At 45.0% G+C, this 17,547-nt stretch carries 14 protein-coding genes; 7 read left to right on the top strand and 7 right to left on the bottom strand.

The genetic code is table 11. The features are described from left to right. The first annotated feature begins 31 nt into the window (after positions 1 to 31). The 3 genes from aceE (at position 32) to lpdA (ending at position 6,281) form a co-directional block, all read left to right on the top strand. Positions 32 to 2,695, top strand: coding sequence for a pyruvate dehydrogenase (acetyl-transferring), homodimeric type (gene aceE, locus OCU90_RS14430; RefSeq protein ID WP_017087407.1), 2,664 nt, complete (start codon positions 32 to 34; stop codon positions 2,693 to 2,695). Positions 2,696 to 2,721: 26 nt separating this feature from the next. Continuing rightward, positions 2,722 to 4,611 carry a pyruvate dehydrogenase complex dihydrolipoyllysine-residue acetyltransferase gene (gene aceF / locus OCU90_RS14425; protein WP_061022511.1) on the top strand — a complete coding sequence of 630 codons (1,890 nt, stop codon included), beginning with the start codon at positions 2,722 to 2,724 and terminating at the stop codon, positions 4,609 to 4,611. A 242-nt stretch (positions 4,612 to 4,853) separates the two neighbouring features. After that, positions 4,854 to 6,281, top strand: coding sequence for a dihydrolipoyl dehydrogenase (lpdA, locus tag OCU90_RS14420; RefSeq protein ID WP_004735450.1), 1,428 nt, complete (start codon positions 4,854 to 4,856; stop codon positions 6,279 to 6,281). A 302-nt stretch (positions 6,282 to 6,583) separates the two neighbouring features. Here lpdA and OCU90_RS14415 read toward each other — a convergent pair whose 3' ends face one another. After that, complete coding sequence (locus tag OCU90_RS14415; protein WP_017079965.1) at positions 6,584 to 7,189, bottom strand: LuxR/HapR/OpaR family quorum-sensing transcriptional regulator; 606 nt, start codon at positions 7,187 to 7,189, stop codon at positions 6,584 to 6,586. 337 nt (positions 7,190 to 7,526) lie between these two features. Between OCU90_RS14415 and hpt the strand changes: the two genes are divergently transcribed. Continuing rightward, the gene (gene hpt / locus OCU90_RS14410) at positions 7,527 to 8,057 is read left to right on the top strand and encodes a hypoxanthine phosphoribosyltransferase (RefSeq protein ID WP_004735452.1); all 531 of its coding nucleotides are present in this window, start codon (positions 7,527 to 7,529) and stop codon (positions 8,055 to 8,057) included. A gap of 79 nt (positions 8,058 to 8,136) precedes the next feature. Here hpt and can read toward each other — a convergent pair whose 3' ends face one another. Then, entirely contained in the window at positions 8,137 to 8,796 is a 660-nt protein-coding gene (can, locus tag OCU90_RS14405; protein WP_004735453.1) for a carbonate dehydratase, read from the bottom strand. A 287-nt stretch (positions 8,797 to 9,083) separates the two neighbouring features. On the opposite strand from can, the gene OCU90_RS14400 reads away from it, so the two are divergent. The 3 genes from OCU90_RS14400 to OCU90_RS14390 all read left to right on the top strand — a co-directional run bounded on the left by OCU90_RS14400 (position 9,084) and on the right by OCU90_RS14390 (position 12,727). Beyond that, complete coding sequence (locus OCU90_RS14400; protein ID WP_029222729.1) at positions 9,084 to 10,715, top strand: SulP family inorganic anion transporter; 1,632 nt, start codon at positions 9,084 to 9,086, stop codon at positions 10,713 to 10,715. 322 nt (positions 10,716 to 11,037) lie between these two features. Then, positions 11,038 to 11,955, top strand: coding sequence for an ABC transporter ATP-binding protein (locus OCU90_RS14395; RefSeq protein WP_017084273.1), 918 nt, complete (start codon positions 11,038 to 11,040; stop codon positions 11,953 to 11,955). 1 nt (position 11,956) lies between these two features. Next, entirely contained in the window at positions 11,957 to 12,727 is a 771-nt protein-coding gene (locus OCU90_RS14390; RefSeq protein ID WP_004735456.1) for an ABC transporter permease, read from the top strand. Between the two features lie 106 nt (positions 12,728 to 12,833). Here the strand turns inward: OCU90_RS14390 and panC are convergent, their stop codons facing one another. From panC to gluQRS, 5 genes are all read right to left on the bottom strand, one after another. Beyond that, positions 12,834 to 13,724 carry a pantoate--beta-alanine ligase gene (panC, locus tag OCU90_RS14385; protein WP_017079968.1) on the bottom strand — a complete coding sequence of 297 codons (891 nt, stop codon included), beginning with the start codon at positions 13,722 to 13,724 and terminating at the stop codon, positions 12,834 to 12,836. 8 nt (positions 13,725 to 13,732) lie between these two features. Next, a complete protein-coding gene (gene panB, locus OCU90_RS14380; protein ID WP_004735458.1) occupies positions 13,733 to 14,527 on the bottom strand; it encodes a 3-methyl-2-oxobutanoate hydroxymethyltransferase in 795 nt (264 codons plus the stop codon). A gap of 22 nt (positions 14,528 to 14,549) precedes the next feature. Continuing rightward, positions 14,550 to 15,035, bottom strand: a complete 486-nt coding sequence (gene folK / locus OCU90_RS14375) for a 2-amino-4-hydroxy-6-hydroxymethyldihydropteridine diphosphokinase (protein WP_004735459.1) — start codon at positions 15,033 to 15,035, stop codon at positions 14,550 to 14,552. Further along, positions 15,032 to 16,387 (bottom strand): polynucleotide adenylyltransferase PcnB, encoded by a 1,356-nt coding sequence (pcnB, locus tag OCU90_RS14370; protein ID WP_061022509.1) that lies wholly within the window; start codon positions 16,385 to 16,387, stop codon positions 15,032 to 15,034. Before pcnB ends, folK begins: the two co-directional genes overlap by 4 nt. Before the next feature lie 156 nt (positions 16,388 to 16,543). After that, complete coding sequence (gluQRS, locus tag OCU90_RS14365) at positions 16,544 to 17,446, bottom strand: tRNA glutamyl-Q(34) synthetase GluQRS (protein ID WP_061022505.1); 903 nt, start codon at positions 17,444 to 17,446, stop codon at positions 16,544 to 16,546. Positions 17,447 to 17,547: the final 101 nt, after the last annotated feature.

Raw genomic sequence — 17,547 nt, 5'->3', positions numbered from 1 at the left:
AGAATCCAACTAACAAAAAGGATAGATCGCCATGTCTGACATGAAGCATGACGTTGATGCTCTGGAAACTCAAGATTGGTTAGAAGCTCTTGAGTCAGTAGTACGTGAAGAAGGTGTAGAACGTGCACAGTTTTTACTAGAACAAGTTCTAGATAAAGCGCGTTTAGATGGTGTTGATATGGCTACAGGCATCAACACAAACTACATCAACACAATTCCAGCAGCACAAGAGCCAGCTTACCCTGGTGACGTAACTCTTGAGCGTCGTATTCGTTCGATTATTCGCTGGAACGCAATCATGATTGTATTGCGTGCTTCTAAGAAAGACCTAGACCTTGGTGGTCACATGGCTTCTTACCAGTCAGCTGCAGCGTTCTACGAAGTATGTTTCAACCACTTCTTCCGTGCTCCAAACGAGACAGACGGTGGCGATCTAGTTTATTACCAAGGTCACATCTCTCCAGGTATCTACTCTCGTGCATTCGTTGAAGGTCGTCTAACTGAAGAACAGCTAGATAACTTCCGTCAAGAAGTTGATGGTAAAGGTATCCCTTCTTACCCGCACCCGAAACTGATGCCTGAGTTCTGGCAGTTCCCTACTGTATCTATGGGTCTTGGTCCGATCTCTGCGATCTACCAAGCGCGCTTCCTTAAGTACCTTGATGGCCGTGGCCTGAAAGAAACTTCAGCGCAACGCGTATACGCGTTCCTAGGTGACGGTGAGATGGATGAGCCAGAATCACGTGGTGCTATCTCTTTCGCTGCGCGTGAGAAGCTAGACAACCTATGTTTCCTAATCAACTGTAACCTACAGCGTCTAGACGGCCCTGTAATGGGTAACGGTAGCATCATCCAAGAACTTGAAGGCCTATTTAAAGGCGCAGGTTGGAACGTTGTTAAAGTTATCTGGGGTAGCAACTGGGATTCACTACTGGCTAAAGACACGACTGGTAAGCTTCTTCAACTAATGAACGAAACTATCGATGGTGACTACCAGACATTCAAATCTAAAGATGGCGCATACGTACGTGAGCACTTCTTTGGTAAGTACCCAGAAACAGCTGCACTAGTTGCAGACATGACTGATGACGAAATCTTCGCTCTTAAGCGTGGTGGTCACGATTCTTCTAAACTGTTTGCTGCATTCAACAATGCACAAGAGACAAACGGTAAGCCAACTGTAATCCTAGCTAAAACTGTTAAAGGTTACGGCATGGGTGATGCGGCTGAAGGTAAGAACATTGCACACGGTGTTAAGAAAATGGACATGACTCATGTTCAACACCTACGTGATCGCTTAGGCCTAGAAGACCTTCTTTCTGATGAGAAAATCACAGAGCTTCCTTACCTGAAGTTAGAAGAAGGCACGCCTGAATACGAATACATGCACGCTCGTCGTAACGCTCTTCACGGTTACACGCCTGCACGTCTTCCTAAGTTTACTCAAGAGTTCAAGGTTCCTGAGCTAGACGCATTCGCACCTCTACTAGGTGAGCAGAAGCGTGATATCTCTACAACTATGGCTTATGTACGTACGCTAAACATCCTTCTTAAAGATAAGAACATTGGTAAGAACATTGTTCCTATCATCTGTGATGAAGCTCGTACATTCGGTATGGAAGGTCTATTCCGTCAGGTTGGTATCTATAACCCACACGGTCAAGAATACACACCTGAAGATAAAGGCATCGTTTCTTACTACAAAGAAGCAACGTCTGGTCAAGTTCTTCAAGAAGGTATCAACGAGCTAGGTTCTATGGCTTCATGGGTTGCTGCTGCAACTTCATACAGCACAAACGATCTACCGATGATCCCGTTCTACATCTACTACTCAATGTTCGGTTTCCAACGTATTGGCGACATGGCTTGGTTAGCAGGCGACCAACAAGCTCGTGGCTTCCTACTAGGTGCTACTGCAGGTCGTACAACACTGAATGGTGAAGGTCTACAGCACGAAGATGGTCACTCGCACATTCAAGCGAACACGATCCCTAACTGTATCTCTTACGACCCAACGTTTGCTTACGAGCTAGCGGTTATCATGCAAGACGGTATCCGTCGCATGTACGGTGAGAACCAAGAGAACGTTTACTACTACTTAACAGTAATGAACGAGAACTACGCAATGCCAGCAATGCCAGAAGGCGCTGAAGAAGGCATTCGCAAGGGTATCTACAAGCTTGAATCTCACGCTGGTGCTAAGGGCAAAGTTCAACTAATGAGCTCTGGTACTATCATGAACGAAGCGCGTAAAGCGGCTGAAATTCTAAGCGAAGAGTACGGCGTAGCATCTGACGTATTCTCTGTAACGTCGTTCAACGAACTAACTCGTGACGGCCAAGCGGTAGAGCGTGACAACATGCTTCACCCAGAAGCTGAAGAGAAAGTACCGTACATCACGACTGTTCTTGGTAAAGAACCTGCAATCGCAGTGACTGACTACATGAAGAACTACGCTGAGCAAGTACGTGCGTACATGCCAACTGAGTCTTACAAAGTACTTGGTACAGATGGTTTCGGCCGTTCTGACAGCCGTGCAAACCTACGTCGTCACTTCGAAGTTAACGCTGGCTACATCGTAGTTGCAGCTCTAACTGAACTGGCTAAACGTGGTGATATCGAGAAGTCTGTAGTTGCACAAGCAATTGCTAAGTTCGATATCGACACTGAAAAAACTAACCCGCAATACGCATAAGACTGGCATTAAGGTAGGTAAATACAATGACAATCGAAATTAATGTACCAGACATCGGTGCTGACGAGGTTGAAGTAACTGAGATTCTTGTAAACGTTGGCGACAAGGTTGAAGAAGAGCAGTCACTGATCACTGTTGAAGGCGACAAAGCTTCAATGGAAGTTCCTGCGTCTCAAGCGGGTATCGTTAAAGAAATCAAGATTTCAGAAGGTGATTCTGTTTCTACTGGTTCTCTTATCATGATCTTCGAAGCGGAAGGTGCTGCAGCAGCACCGGCTGCTCCAGCAGTTGAAGCGGCGGCACCAGTTGCAGCTGCTCCTGCAGCAGCTGAGCTTAAAGAAGTTCACGTTCCTGATATCGGCGGTGATGAAGTTGAAGTAACTGAAATCATGGTAGCTATCGGCGACGCAGTAGAAGAAGAGCAATCTCTTCTTACTGTTGAAGGTGACAAGGCTTCAATGGAAGTACCTGCACCATTCGCTGGTATCGTTAAAGAAATCAAGATCGCTTCTGGTGATTCAGTATCTACTGGTTCTCTAGTGATGGTATTTGAAGTGGCAGGTTCTGGCGCTCCAGTTGCAGCAGCTCCTGCTCCAGCGGCGGCACCAGTTGCAGCGGCTCCAGCAGCATCTGCTGAGAAAGAAGTGAACGTTCCTGATATCGGTGGCGACGAAGTAGAAGTTACTGAAATCATGGTAGCGGTTGGCGATACAGTAGAAGAAGAGCAATCTCTAATTACTGTTGAAGGCGACAAAGCTTCAATGGAAGTGCCTGCACCATTCGCTGGTACAGTAAAAGAAATCAAGATTGCAGCTGGCGACAAAGTGTCAACAGGCTCTTCAATCATGACTTTCGTTGTTGAAGGCGCAGCTCCAGTAGCAGTAGCGGCTTCAGCTCCAGCACAAGCAGCAGCTCCGGCAGCAGCACCTGCACCTAAAGCAGAAGCAGTAGCTCCAGCAGCTGGCGACTTCCAAGAGAACGGTGACTACGCGCACGCTTCTCCAGTTGTTCGTCGTCTTGCTCGCGAATTTGGCGTTAACCTTTCTAAGGTTAAAGGTACTGGTCGTAAGAGCCGTATCCTTAAAGAAGACGTTCAGTCTTACGTTAAAGATGCACTTAAGCGTCTAGAGTCTGGTGCTGCAGCATCTGGCAAAGGCGGCGACGGTTCTGCTCTTGGTCTACTACCGTGGCCAAAAGTTGACTTCAGCAAGTTCGGCGAAACTGAAGTTCAGAAGCTTTCTAAGATTAAGAAGATCTCTGGCGCTAACCTGCACCGTAACTGGGTAATGATCCCGCACGTTACACAGTGGGACAACGCAGATATCACTGAGCTAGAAGCATTCCGTAAAGAACAGAATGCAATCGAAGCGAAGAAAGACACTGGCATGAAGATCACTCCACTTGTGTTCATAATGAAAGCTGTTGCTAAAGCGCTAGAAGCATTCCCAGCGTTTAACTCTTCTCTATCTGACGATGGCGAAAGCATCATTCTTAAGAAGTACGTAAACGTGGGTATCGCAGTTGATACACCAAACGGCCTAGTTGTTCCTGTTTTCAAAGACGTGAACAAGAAAGGTATTTACGAGCTATCTGAAGAACTAATGGTTGTTTCTAAGAAAGCACGCTCTGGTAAGCTAACAGCAGCAGACATGCAAGGCGGTTGTTTCACAATCTCTAGCCTTGGTGGTATTGGCGGTACTGCATTTACTCCAATCGTAAATGCTCCAGAAGTAGGTATCCTAGGGGTATCTAAGTCTGAGATTAAGCCAGTTTGGAATGGTAAAGAGTTCCAACCACGTCTACAGCTTCCACTGTCTCTATCATACGATCACCGCGTGATCGATGGTGCTGAAGGTGCACGCTTCATTACTTTCCTAAACAGCGCACTATCTGACATTCGTCGTCTAGTACTGTAATTGAGAAAGTAATTATTAAGGTGACTTTCGGGTCACCTTAATTCTTTATATAAAGACTATTTTTAGAGAACAGTTTCCGGCATTTCTCATAAACTGCGAGGGAATTGTTGTCTAGCTCACAGGCTAACTTAAAGCTACTTTCACACTGTTAACATCTCTGTAAAATGTTTCCTGTTTGAAAGCCCAATAATTTTAAGAACATCTACTCAGCCTGTTAGGGATAATGACTACAAGAGGTCACAATGAGCAAAGAAATTAAAGCCCAAGTTGTTGTACTTGGTTCAGGTCCTGCTGGCTACTCAGCGGCATTCCGTTGTGCGGATTTAGGTCTAGAAACAGTACTAGTTGAACGTTACAGCACTCTTGGTGGTGTATGTCTAAACGTTGGTTGTATTCCATCAAAAGCACTTCTTCACGTATCTAAAGTAATTGAAGAAGCAAAAGCGATGGCAGAGCACGGCGTTGTATTCGGCGAGCCACAAACGGACATCAACAAAGTTCGTATCTGGAAAGACAAAGTAGTTGATCAACTGACTGGCGGTCTTGGCGGTATGGCTAAGATGCGTAATGTTACTGTTGTTAACGGTTTCGGTAAGTTTACTGGTCCTAACAGCATCGAAGTTGTTGGCGAAGAAACGACAACAATTAACTTTGATAATGCAATCATTGCAGCGGGTTCTCGCCCAATCAAACTTCCTTTCATCCCACATGAAGACCCACGTATTTGGGATTCTACGGATGCACTAGAACTAAACGAAGTACCAGAAAAGCTGCTTATCATGGGCGGCGGTATCATCGGTCTTGAGATGGGTACGGTTTACCACTCTCTAGGTTCTAAAGTTGAAGTTGTTGAGATGTTCGATCAAGTTATCCCTGCTGCGGATAAAGACATCGTTAAAGTATTCACTAAACGTATCAAGAACAAGTTCAAGCTAATGCTTGAAACTAAAGTGACTGCTGTTGAAGCGAAAGAAGACGGTATCTACGTTTCAATGGAAGGCAAAAAAGCACCAGCTGAAGCTGAGCGCTACGATGCTGTTCTTGTTGCTATCGGTCGTGTTCCAAACGGTGCACTTATCGACGCTGAAAAAGCGGGTATCGAAGTTGATGAGCGTGGTTTCATCAATGTTGATAAGCAAATGCGTACTAACGTTCCTCACATCCACGCGATCGGTGACGTTGTTGGTCAACCAATGCTTGCTCACAAAGGTGTGCATGAAGGTCACGTAGCTGCTGAAGTTATCTCTGGTAAGAAGCACTACTTCGATCCTAAAGTAATTCCATCAATTGCGTATACTGAGCCAGAAGTTGCTTGGGTAGGTAAGACTGAGAAAGAAGCGAAAGCGGAAGGCCTGAACTACGAAGTTGCTACTTTCCCTTGGGCTGCTTCTGGTCGTGCAATCGCTTCAGACTGTGCTGACGGTATGACTAAGATGATCTTCGATAAAGATACTCATCGCGTAATCGGTGGTGCTGTTGTTGGTACTAACGGTGGTGAACTTCTTGGCGAAATCGGCCTAGCAATCGAAATGGGTTGTGATGCAGAAGATATCGCACTTACTATCCACGCTCACCCAACTCTACACGAGTCTGTTGGTCTAGCTGCGGAAGTATTCGAAGGTTCAATCACTGACCTTCCAAATAAGAAAGCAGTGAAAAAGAAAAAGTAAATACTCTTCATACTTGAAGCCGCAGCGTTGTTAACTGCGTAAGTTCACCCTAATCACATAGTAAATCTATGCTCATAGGGCTGAACTTACTTGTTGCCTAGCTGCAACTCCAATTATTTTGAGCATATCTAGATTATAAAAGCCGCTGATTCGTCAGCGGTTTTTTTATATCTGAAGTAAGGAACAGTAACGTTTCACTCCGAGATGCGAGTACGCTGCGCTTCGGGATGCGAAGAGCCATTCCATTCTACAAAAAAAAGGGTTGACCGATTAGGCCAACCCTTAAATCATTTATCTCGAATCTACTTATAAATGCACAGCATGTTCAAGTAACTATCCGTTAAGCTTGAAAGCTCTTCTGGCGTTTCTACACGTTTCGCTTGAATGAACAGTGAGTAGCAGATGCCGTGGAATAGGTTCGCTAGATGTTTAGGATCGTGATCGTCGCAAACTTCGCCGCGTTCAATCGCTTTGCTAAACATGTTTTGTACTAACATTTGGTTAGTGCGGTTGGTGGTTACGAATAGAGGCCATACTTCATCACGAGTCGAAGCGCTCCATTCAAACCATACGTTCAACCAATGGCTATCGTGAGCCACTAACGTCACCATTTCAGTCGCAATATTATGTAGGTTTTGTTTTGCGTGAATATCCAGATCGATATTGTCTGAAAGGAAGTTAGAGAATTGGCGTACAACATGATTAAGCACTTCATCAACCAGATCTTCACGGGTCGGGAAGTAATTAAATACCGTTGCTACAGACACCTGAGCGATGTCTGCAATATCAGCGTGTCCACCACGACCAATACCGCGGCGAGAGAATACCTCAAGAGCGATTTCCATCAATTGAAGTTTTCTTTTTAAAGGTGAAAGCCTAGTTCTAGGTCTCTTAGATATTGAGTCCATTTTATTTTCCTTGCCAACGAAATTTTTATATTAATGATTTTATTATTATTTAAGCCAAGATGAGTGTAATGGTGCATATGCGAATGGTCAATCCTTTGAGCTTGTTTTATAGACAGTTACATCAAACTTGATACATAAAGCGTGATCAGGATTGATGTGAAAGGAAGCGAGTATTGGATAAGGCATCAGCGCACATTTAATTGAGAATCTCACAGTAAATTAGAACCATAAGGTGGTGTGGGTATTTGAGCAGTGCTAGACTTACTCACAAAATTGAGCGACACAACTGACGAAACTGTCAACATTCGTCGCAATCACCAAATAAAATGAGAGCAGTATGAAGCATACAGTTGAAGTCATGATCTCTGAGCAAGAAGTTCAGGATCGAGTGAACGTACTAGGTAAGCAGATCACGGAGCACTACAAAGGCAGTGAAGATCTAGTTTTAGTTGGCTTATTACGTGGATCTTTTGTCTTTATGGCGGATCTTGCTCGTGCTATCGATTTAACTCACCAAGTTGATTTCATGACCGCGTCTAGCTACGGCAACGGCATGGAAAGCTCACGTGATGTTCGTATTTTGAAAGACCTTGATGATGATATCCAAGGTAAAGATGTTCTGCTTGTAGAAGACATTATCGATACAGGTAACACACTGACTAAAGTGAAAGAGATTTTGAGCCTACGTGGCCCTAAATCTATCGAAATCTGTACGTTATTAGACAAGCCTTCTCGCCGTGAAGTGATTGTCGATACAAAGTGGATTGGTTTTGAAATTCCTGACGAGTTCGTTGTTGGTGTTGGTATCGACTACGCACAAAAATATCGTCACCTACCGTACATCGGTAAAGTAGTACCTCAAGAGTAGTCACTGCTCTGTGAAGAAAAACAAAAAAAGGCTCGCACAATGCGAGCCTTTCTTATATCTACTGGTTAGACGTTAAAGGTTAACCAAGAGTTGGAGACGATAGGATTTTTTCAAGCGCTTCTAAGTGACTATTTTCTAACGTGTCATTACTTGAACAACGGACGCCAAGGTCTTGTAGCTTGCCGTTACCAATACCATAAACTACGCCGTGGATTTCAATATCTTGTCCACGTTCCCATGCGGTTTGCATGATGGTTGAGTTACCAAGGTTATAGACTTGCTCAGCAACGTTAATTTCGCACAACTTGTCACCCCATTGTTCACGAGGTAGAGATTCAATTTGCTTACGGTACTTAAGGTAGTTATCGCGAATGTGGAGTAGCCAGTTGTTGATCAGGCCAAGTTTAGGGTTATCAATCGCTGCATTAACACCACCACAGCCATAGTGACCGCATACAATGATGTGTTTAACTTTGAGTACGTCAACGGCGTATTGCACAACGGATAAGCAGTTGAGATCGGTATGAACCACTTGGTTTGCTACATTTCGATGAACAAACAGTTCGCCAGAATACAAACCAGTGAGACGCTCGGCCGGTACTCGGCTATCAGAGCAGCCAATCCATAGAAAGCCAGGGCTTTGCCCTTCTTCAAGCGTTGTAAAATACTCAGGTCTTTGAGATCGAATTTCTTCAGACCATTTAGAGTTGTTTTCAAAAAGCTGTTTAATCTCTGGCATTTTGCGTCTTACATCCCTTCATTAAGAATTGTAACTATACACAATGTTACAAATTCAATCCCGTAAAAACTGCGTCAACACGTACTCATCTGACGTGTTCTAGTCGTTAAGATCATTAACTTAGCACAGAAACTACCATCTGGTTATAAGTCATGAATAATGTGATTGAATTAACACTTTCTGTCTGATTAACTCATTTGTTAAAGTGATAAGGTTTGTCATTTTCATCATCAGGAAGGTGTGTTTTGTTTGGAAGTCGTTTTGCGGATATCAGTCTCAAAGGAGACATGTTTGGCGGTGTCACCACTGCCATCATTTCATTGCCTTTAGCGTTGGCATTTGGTGTTGCGTCTGGTGCGGGTGCGGAAGCTGGCCTTTGGGGCGCCATCATGGTCGGCCTATTTGCCGCACTGTTTGGCGGCTCAAGCAGCTTGATATCAGAGCCTACCGGTCCGATGACGGTGATCATGACAGCAGTGATGACAAGCATGGTGGCCAAATATCCTGAAACCGGAATGGCAATGACCTTTACCGTGGTCATGATGGCGGGTGCTTTTCAGATATTACTTGGTACCTTAAAGCTTGGAAAATACGTTACTTTGATGCCATATAGCGTGATTTCTGGGTTTATGTCGGGTATCGGCGTTATTCTGATTATCTTGCAGTTATCACCATTGTTAGGACATGCGGCTCCATCTGGCGGGGTGATGGGCACGCTTTCCGCATTGCCTGATACGTTAGCCCATCTGAAAATAAGCGAACTGTTTTTAGGGGCATTAACACTCGGTATTTTGTTTGGTTTTCCGGCTAAATATCGTAAGTATGTGCCCGCTCAACTGGTTGCTTTGGTTGCTGTCACCCTTTTATCCGTCATTATTTTTGATACCGACTCTATCCGCCGTATCGGTGAGATCCCTGCTGGTTTGCCCTCTCTCGTTATTCCGACAATCAGTTCTGAACAATTTACGACCATGGTTATTGATGCCTTGGTGCTGGGTACGTTGGGTTGCATTGATACGCTTCTGACTGCGGTTATCGGAGATTCACTGACTCGTAAAGAACATGATTCAGATAAAGAACTTCGTGGCCAAGGCATCGCGAATATGATCTCTGGCCTGTTTGGTGCGCTACCCGGTGCGGGCGCAACTATGGGTACCGTAACCAATATTCAGGTGGGTGCTCGCTCTCCACTTTCTGGTGTTATTCGAGCCTTAGTTTTGGCATTGGTGGTATTGGTTGCGGGTGGCTTAACCGAACCAATCCCTATGGCGGTATTGGCTGGCATTGCGATGTATGTTGGTTTCAATATTCTTGACTGGAGCTTTATCCAGCGAGCGCACAAGGTGAGTTATGCCGGCATGGGCGTAATGTACGGCGTGATGCTGTTGACTGTATTCGTGGACTTGATTATTGCTGTCGGACTGGGTGTTTTTATCTCGAACATCCTGATTATTGAAAGATTGAGCCGAGAGCAAGCCAGACAAGTTAAGGCGATCAGTGATGGTGATGATGAAGACGATATCCCATTGACCGATAGCGAACGTCAGCTACTGGATAGTGCCAATGGTAAAGTGCTGTTCTTTTACCTTTCTGGGCCAATGATATTCAGTGTTTCAAAGGCGATTTCACGTCAGCACTCTAGTATCTCTGATTACGAAGCGATGATTCTAGATCTGACAGATGTGCCTATGATTGATGTGACGGTTGGGCTTGCACTAGAAAATGCGATTAAAGATGCGTTGGATGCGCAGTGTGAAGTGTACTTACTGTGTCCGAATGAGAATACTCGTCAGCAGCTAGAGAAATTCCACGTGCTTGATCTTGTGCCGGAATCCAACACTTACCGATTCAGATATGAAGCTCTGACAGCTGCAACAAGCTATGTTGATAGAGATGAACATCAATTTGAGTCAGTCTAATTTTCAGCAATAATCTGACATGAATCAGTTATAGACGCCAAATCTAGTATTGGTGATTAATGCCGTTAAGTGAATAACTTAACGGTATTTTTATGTTTGCTGAACACTGAACTGGTCTTTACGTAGCTAATATTCTTGTTCGCTTTCGAAAGAAACCCTCACTCGGTATTTGTATTAATCGTTAATCAACGATAAACTTGTTTGCAAAATGGCCGAGTAAACCAGTTTGGGTTAGTTTTCTGCTAGCTCGTTTTAAGCAATTACTCTCTTCCTCAAACTTGGTCATCAACATCTTATCTATAGCAAATGGCAGTCTATCTCTATGTATGCATTAGAAATTGAGCAATTAAGAAAAACTTATGCAGGGGGCTTTGAGGCTCTTAAAGGCGTTAGTTTACAAGTAGAAAAAGGCGATTTTTACGCTCTGCTTGGTCCAAATGGTGCAGGTAAATCAACCACCATTGGTGTTATTTCTTCACTGGTTAACAAAACTTCAGGCAAGGTCAGAGTGTTCGGCTACGACATTGATACCGATCTGGAGTTGGCGAAACAGAACTTAGGTCTAGTGCCTCAAGAGTTTAACTTTAACCCGTTCGAAACCGTTGAGCAGATCGTACTACAACAAGCGGGTTATTACGGTGTGCCAAAAGCACTGGCGAAAGAGCGAGCGAAAAAATACTTATCTCAGCTCGATTTGTGGGAAAAGCGTGGCGAACGTGCACGTAACTTGTCTGGTGGTATGAAGCGTCGCTTGATGATCGCACGTGCACTGATGCATGAGCCTCATTTGTTGATTCTTGATGAGCCAACGGCGGGCGTTGATATTGAACTGCGTCGTTCAATGTGGGGGTTTCTGAAGGAGATCAATGAGAAGCAGGGCATTACTATTATCTTGACGACGCACTACCTAGAAGAAGCGGAAATGCTGTGTCGTAACATTGGTATCATCAACCGTGGTGAGCTGATCGAGAATACAACAATGAAGTCGCTGCTGGGTAAGTTGAGTGCAGAGACCTTTATTCTTGATCTGGAAGAGGGCACGACTGAACCTAAACTTGAAGGTGTGAATAGCCAAGTGATGGTTAATGGTTCGCTAGAAATCGAAATCGACAAGAACCTAGGTTTGAATACCATCTTTGCTCAATTGAGTGAACAGCAGGTGAAAGTCCTTTCTATGCGTAACAAAGCAAACCGTTTAGAAGAGCTATTTGTGAGTATTGTCCGTGAGGGGAGTAAATAATATGTACAGCCTATATTGGACCGCTTTCTGTAGCTTGTTGACCAAAGAGATCAATCGCTTTACTCGTATCTGGGTGCAAACGCTTGTCCCGCCAGCGATTACCATGACGCTGTATTTCATCATCTTTGGCAACTTGATTGGTGCGCGTATTGGTGAAATGAACGGCTTTAGTTACATGGAATACATTGTTCCCGGCCTGATCATGATGTCGGTGATCACTAACTCATATTCCAACGTTGCTTCGTCGTTTTTTAGTGCCAAATTCCAGAAGAACATTGAAGAGCTGCTTGTAGCGCCAGTCCCTAACTACGTGATCATTGCTGGTTTCGTAATGGGCGGTGTGGTGCGTGGCTTGCTAGTGGGTACCATAGTCACCTTCGTATCGCTTTTCTTTGTCGACCTGCAAGTTGACCATTGGGGCGTGATTATTGCGACAGTATTTCTAACGTCGGTTGTGTTCGCTCTGGGCGGCTTAATCAACGCTGTATTTGCACGCACGTTTGACGATATCTCTATTATCCCGACCTTTATCTTAACGCCGCTGACGTACCTTGGCGGTGTGTTTTACTCGATCAGTCTATTGCCTGAATTTTGGCAAGGTGTGTCGAAACTGAACCCAATTGTGTACATGGTTAACGCGTTCAGATATGGCTTCTTGGGCGTGTCTGATGTGGGTATTGTAACGTCGTTTGGTGTATTGGGGGTGTTTATCGTAGCGCTGTATGGCGTTGCACACTACCTAGTGACTAAGGGGATTGGCTTACGTAGCTAACCTTTGGTTAATCTAAGTAACAGGTAAAGAAAAAGGTCGATATAACATCGACCTTTTTTATGTTTTGCGTTTGGTGTTCTTGTTTTGCGTTAAGAGCGGAAGACGACTATTCAGCCGTTTCTTCTTTTAATTCTTCTTTTGTTTCCGTAACCAAATCTAGAACTTGGTTATCGATAAGACGCGTCTTACCTAGGAAAGCTGACATCAGAATCACAGCTTGAGTCGTTTCTGACGTGATCGCTTGCAGCGTTTTCGCATCACAGATAAAGATCTCATCCGGTTGTAAGTCAGCTGCGCGTAGCTGGTCAGTCGCATCTTCAATCACTGACGCGTAATCATCGCGGCCACCACGAATAGCGCTGCTGATCCAACGCATAGTGCGCGCTAGAACTGGAGCTCGTTGACGCTCGTCAATCGTTAGGTTGCTATTGCGAGAGCTCATTGCCAAGCCATCCATTTCACGAACGGTCGCTACACCGACAACTTCAATGTCTAACGCTAAATCTGTTGTCATCTGGCGAATAACAGCAAGTTGCTGAAAGTCTTTCTCACCGAAGCATGCAAAGTTTGGCTGAACGATATTAAACAGTTTAGCGACAATCGTTGATACGCCGCGGAAGTGACCTGGACGAGACGCGCCTTCAAGCATGTGAGATATGCCTGGAACTTCAACAAACGTCTGTTTATCTAATCCATCTGGATACATGACTTCTGGTGTCGGTGTAAACACGAGCTCAACACCTTCGGCTGTTAACTTACTTAAATCAGCTTCTAACGTACGAGGGTAGTTGTTCAAGTCATCAGTACGATCAAACTGCATTGGGTTAACAAAGATGCTTACCACAACAATATCAGCCAGCTCACGAGCTTTCTTGACCAGAGTCAGGTGACCTTCATGCAGGTTTCCCATTGTCGGGACAAAAGCAACCGTACGTCCATCACGCTTAAACTGTTTAATCTGCTCACGAAGAGCCGCTATTTCAGCAAAAGTTTGCATAGTTACTCCTAAGCGATTGTATGAGCATCATCAGGGAAACGTGCGCTCTCTACTTCTTCTTTGTATAGAGCGACGGCTTTACGCATATCACCTGTTTCAGCTAGGAAATTCTTAGAGAATTTCGGCATGTAGTTTGCAGAAATACCGAACATGTCATGCATAACCAAGATCTGACCATCGGTAACATTACCTGCGCCGATACCGATAACGGGTACGTCACAAGCTTCTGTAATTCTTTTTGCCAATGAAGCGGGCACACATTCAAGGAGAACGATTTGAGCACCTGCGTTTTGCAGTGCTAGAGCGTCAGCAACCATTTTGTCGGCTTGCTCGTCGTCACGACCTTGCACTTTGTAACCACCAAAAATGTTCACAGACTGAGGCGTTAAGCCTAAGTGTGCACATACTGGTACGGCACGTTCTGTTAGCATCTTCACAGTATCAACCAACCAGCTTCCGCCTTCGATTTTTACCATGTTCGCACCAGCACGCATCAAGGTTGCTGCGCTCTCACAGGCTTGCTCTGGCGTTGCGTAGCTCATGAAAGGCATGTCAGCCATAAGAAGACAGTTTGGGCTACCTGCGCGCACTGAGCGAGTATGGTAAGCAATGTCTTCAACGGTTACTGGTAATGTGTCGTTATGGCCTTGTAGAACCATACCCAGTGAGTCACCGACAAGCAGAACTGGCATTTCTTGGCTTTCGAATAACTGAGCAAAGCTCGCATCATAAGCTGTCGACGTCGCGAATTTACGGCCTTCACGTTTGCATTTGATCAGGTCGTTAATGGTTACTTTTTTCATTGGTTTTCCTTAATGCGCTTGGCTATTGTTGCCAAACATTGAGCCCGTTCTTATCAACTATTTTGAGTAGTTCTGTCAGCTCAGTCCCATCAGGGAGTTGTAAACTTGGTGCGATTTCAGCAAGCGGGTAAAGTACAAACTCTCGTTCTTTCATTCCGTAATGAGGAACGATTAAGCGCTCTGAATCGATCACCTCATTGCCGTATAACACAATGTCGAGATCCAAAGTTCTTGGCCCCCAACGCTCGTCTTTACGGACGCGCCCTTGCTCTAGCTCGATCTTTTGAGTGCAATCAAGCAGTTCAATTGGCGTTAATTCGGTTTGGATTGCTACTACCGCGTTGATGTAGTCAGGTTGGTTTTGCGGCCCCATTGGAGTGCTACTATATAGCTGAGAGGTCGCAATAAACGTTGATCGCGGTAGGCTTTTTAGCGTTTCGATAGCCAAGTTTGCTTGGCTAACTGGGTCGGCAAGGTTGCTGCCGACCGCAATATAAGCCGTTATCATTCGGACTGCTTACTCTTTTTGTTTCGGTAAGTCTTACGGCGACGATGGCCTGATTTTGATGGTGCTGTAACGTCGTTAGCCATCGCTTGGCGCATGTTGCGGCCTGCGGTCTGATAACGCTCCCACCATTTTGCTAGTTCTTTGGTTTCGCCACCCTCAATCTCGCCACGCATTTCTAGGAAATCGTAGCCAGCACGGAACTTATTCAGTTCCATAAGACGAACAGCACGTTTACCGTTACGACGAGGCAGTCGCAATTGCAGTTGCCAAACTTCACGAACGGTCGCCGTGTGACGACGAGGAATAGCAATAGACTTAACTTGCTGGTCAAGAATGATGTTGCTCGCTTCCATGATCGCATCGTAATGCGCCATACCCTGCTCAGCGACAAGCTTGTCTGCAAGCTTGTTCATTGGGTACCAAAGAATCGCTGCAAACATAAATGCAGGGTTTACTCGCTTGCCATCTTCGATACGAAGATCGGTTGAGTCGAGTACTAAGTCAAGCATCTGCTCTGTATGAGAGTCGTAACCTTCAGTGAAGTGCTCTGCAATTGCAGGGAACATCTGTTGGAACAGATTGTATTCACGCATTAGGTGATAGGTTTCTAAACCGTGACCTGATTGAAGTAATTTCAGAGACTCTTCGTAAAGGCGCGCTGCTGGGATATCTTTTAGCAGGTGTGCCAGTTCTTCGATAGGGTCTGCTGTGTCTTCTTCAATATCGAAATCCAGTTTAGCGGCGAAGCGCATTGCGCGTAGCATGCGTACTGGGTCTTCGCGGTAACGCGTTTCTGGGTCGCCAATCAGGCGGATCAGCTTATCTTCTAAATCTTCTACCCCACCCGCGTAATCGTGGATGCTATAGTCTGCAATGTTGTAGTACATCGCATTGATTGTGAAGTCACGACGTTCTGCATCTTCATCAACATTGCCGTACACGTTATCGCGTAGCAACATACCTTCGTCAGATTGCGCAGAAACGTTTTTCGATGGCTCTTGGTGGTGACCACGGAAAGTTGCTACTTCAATGATGTCACGACCAAACATGATATGTGCCAAGCGAAAACGTCGACCGATAAGGCGACAGTTTCTGAATAGGTGCTTGATTTGCTCTGGCGTTGCGTTGGTCGCGATATCAAAATCTTTTGGCTGAGAGCCTAATAAGATGTCGCGTACACCACCACCGACTAGAAATGCGTCAAAACCCGCACCATTCAGGCGATATAACACTTTAAGTGCATTGTCGCTGATCTGCTTGCGTGAAATATTGTGCTCTTGACGAGTATAAATATTCAGAGCTAATTCGTGGAATCCGCGTTGTTCGCTTGGGGTATTGTCGTTTGTATTCATTAGTTTATAACAAAGTAGGTATCGCCAGCTTTGTTTTTCTCTTAGTCCAAAGTGGTAGTGCAGAGTTTAATTGCGGCTAATAATAGCTTAGCGCGAGCCATTTGAGAACATCGTCTGCTTAGTCGCAGGTATTTGTTAGGGTATTTTTATGTATCGTTATTGCGATTTTCCGTTAGTTTCGAACTCATTACTGTGCTCTTTTTGTAAACTATCAGGTAACTGAGTGACGTTCCATTGCTGGCAGCCCCACAATAAAACTTCATCCATTGACGCTTCGAAAAGAGCATTCGGGATATCAAAACCTAAGAATCGCATCGCATTGATTAACGTCGGTTTTGGGTTGTCGAGATCTATCGCGGTGGCATGATTTTGTTTTGACAGTTTATTCCCCAAGCCATCGGTTGCCAATGGTAAGTGCAAGTAGCTCACGGTTTTTTGCTTGAGTGTCTTATACAAACTGATTTGTCGACCTGTAGGCTCTATCAGGTCAGCGCCTCTTACTACTTCTGTTATCCCTTGATCGATGTCATCAAGGACAACGGCCAAGTTATAGGCAAACAATCCATCTCTGCGTTTGATAATAAAATCTTCTTCAGCCAATGCTTTAGGGATTTGAATCGCGCCGTGGCGAACATCATCAAAGCACTCTACTGGAAAATCCATGCACAAGCGCACCGCTTGTTCGCCTGAATCAATCAAACCTGCATCTCGGCAGTGACCATTGTAAAAGCCACCTAAAGCCTTTATCTGCTTGCGGGTGCATTGGCAGTAATAGGCTTGCTTGTCAGCGACCCATTGATCAATTTGAGCTTGGTAAAGGTCATGGCGTTGGCTTTGATAGATGACTTCGCCATCCCAAAATAGGTGGTAAGCCTCAAGCGTCTTAAGAATGAGGTCTGCAGCGCCGGCCATTTCTCTTGGTGGGTCGAGGTCTTCCATGCGAACTAACCATTGTCCTTGGTTCGATTTCGCTTGAAAGTAGCTACCAAGAGCAGCAACTAGTGATCCAAAATGAAGAGGACCTGACGGTGATGGTGCAAAGCGCCCGATATAATTCATAAGTGAAAAACCTAATCTTGATGGTACCGCAGTAGCCGATTCTTAAGACGTTTATCTATTACTTTGGTTCGTTTAGTCATCGTATTAATACGTAAAAACAA

The sequence above is a fragment of the Vibrio splendidus genome, assembly GCF_024347615.1.
GTDB lineage: Bacteria > Pseudomonadota > Gammaproteobacteria > Enterobacterales > Vibrionaceae > Vibrio > Vibrio splendidus.
This window is presented reverse-complemented; position numbering and strand designations above follow the sequence as displayed.

Bases quoted from the DNA above. Each gene is read 5' to 3' on its own strand.
- aceE (WP_017087407.1), top strand. From the start codon at position 32: ATGTCTGACATGAAGCATGACGTTGATGCTCTGGAAACTCAAGATTGG.
- aceF (WP_061022511.1), top strand. From the start codon at position 2,722: ATGACAATCGAAATTAATGTACCAGACATCGGTGCTGACGAGGTTGAA.
- lpdA (WP_004735450.1), top strand. From the start codon at position 4,854: ATGAGCAAAGAAATTAAAGCCCAAGTTGTTGTACTTGGTTCAGGTCCT.
- OCU90_RS14415 (WP_017079965.1), bottom strand. From the start codon at position 7,189: ATGGACTCAATATCTAAGAGACCTAGAACTAGGCTTTCACCTTTAAAA.
- hpt (WP_004735452.1), top strand. From the start codon at position 7,527: ATGAAGCATACAGTTGAAGTCATGATCTCTGAGCAAGAAGTTCAGGAT.
- can (WP_004735453.1), bottom strand. From the start codon at position 8,796: ATGCCAGAGATTAAACAGCTTTTTGAAAACAACTCTAAATGGTCTGAA.
- OCU90_RS14400 (WP_029222729.1), top strand. From the start codon at position 9,084: ATGTTTGGCGGTGTCACCACTGCCATCATTTCATTGCCTTTAGCGTTG.
- OCU90_RS14395 (WP_017084273.1), top strand. From the start codon at position 11,038: ATGTATGCATTAGAAATTGAGCAATTAAGAAAAACTTATGCAGGGGGC.
- OCU90_RS14390 (WP_004735456.1), top strand. From the start codon at position 11,957: ATGTACAGCCTATATTGGACCGCTTTCTGTAGCTTGTTGACCAAAGAG.
- panC (WP_017079968.1), bottom strand. From the start codon at position 13,724: ATGCAAACTTTTGCTGAAATAGCGGCTCTTCGTGAGCAGATTAAACAG.
- panB (WP_004735458.1), bottom strand. From the start codon at position 14,527: ATGAAAAAAGTAACCATTAACGACCTGATCAAATGCAAACGTGAAGGC.
- folK (WP_004735459.1), bottom strand. From the start codon at position 15,035: ATGATAACGGCTTATATTGCGGTCGGCAGCAACCTTGCCGACCCAGTT.
- pcnB (WP_061022509.1), bottom strand. From the start codon at position 16,387: ATGAATACAAACGACAATACCCCAAGCGAACAACGCGGATTCCACGAA.
- gluQRS (WP_061022505.1), bottom strand. From the start codon at position 17,446: ATGAATTATATCGGGCGCTTTGCACCATCACCGTCAGGTCCTCTTCAT.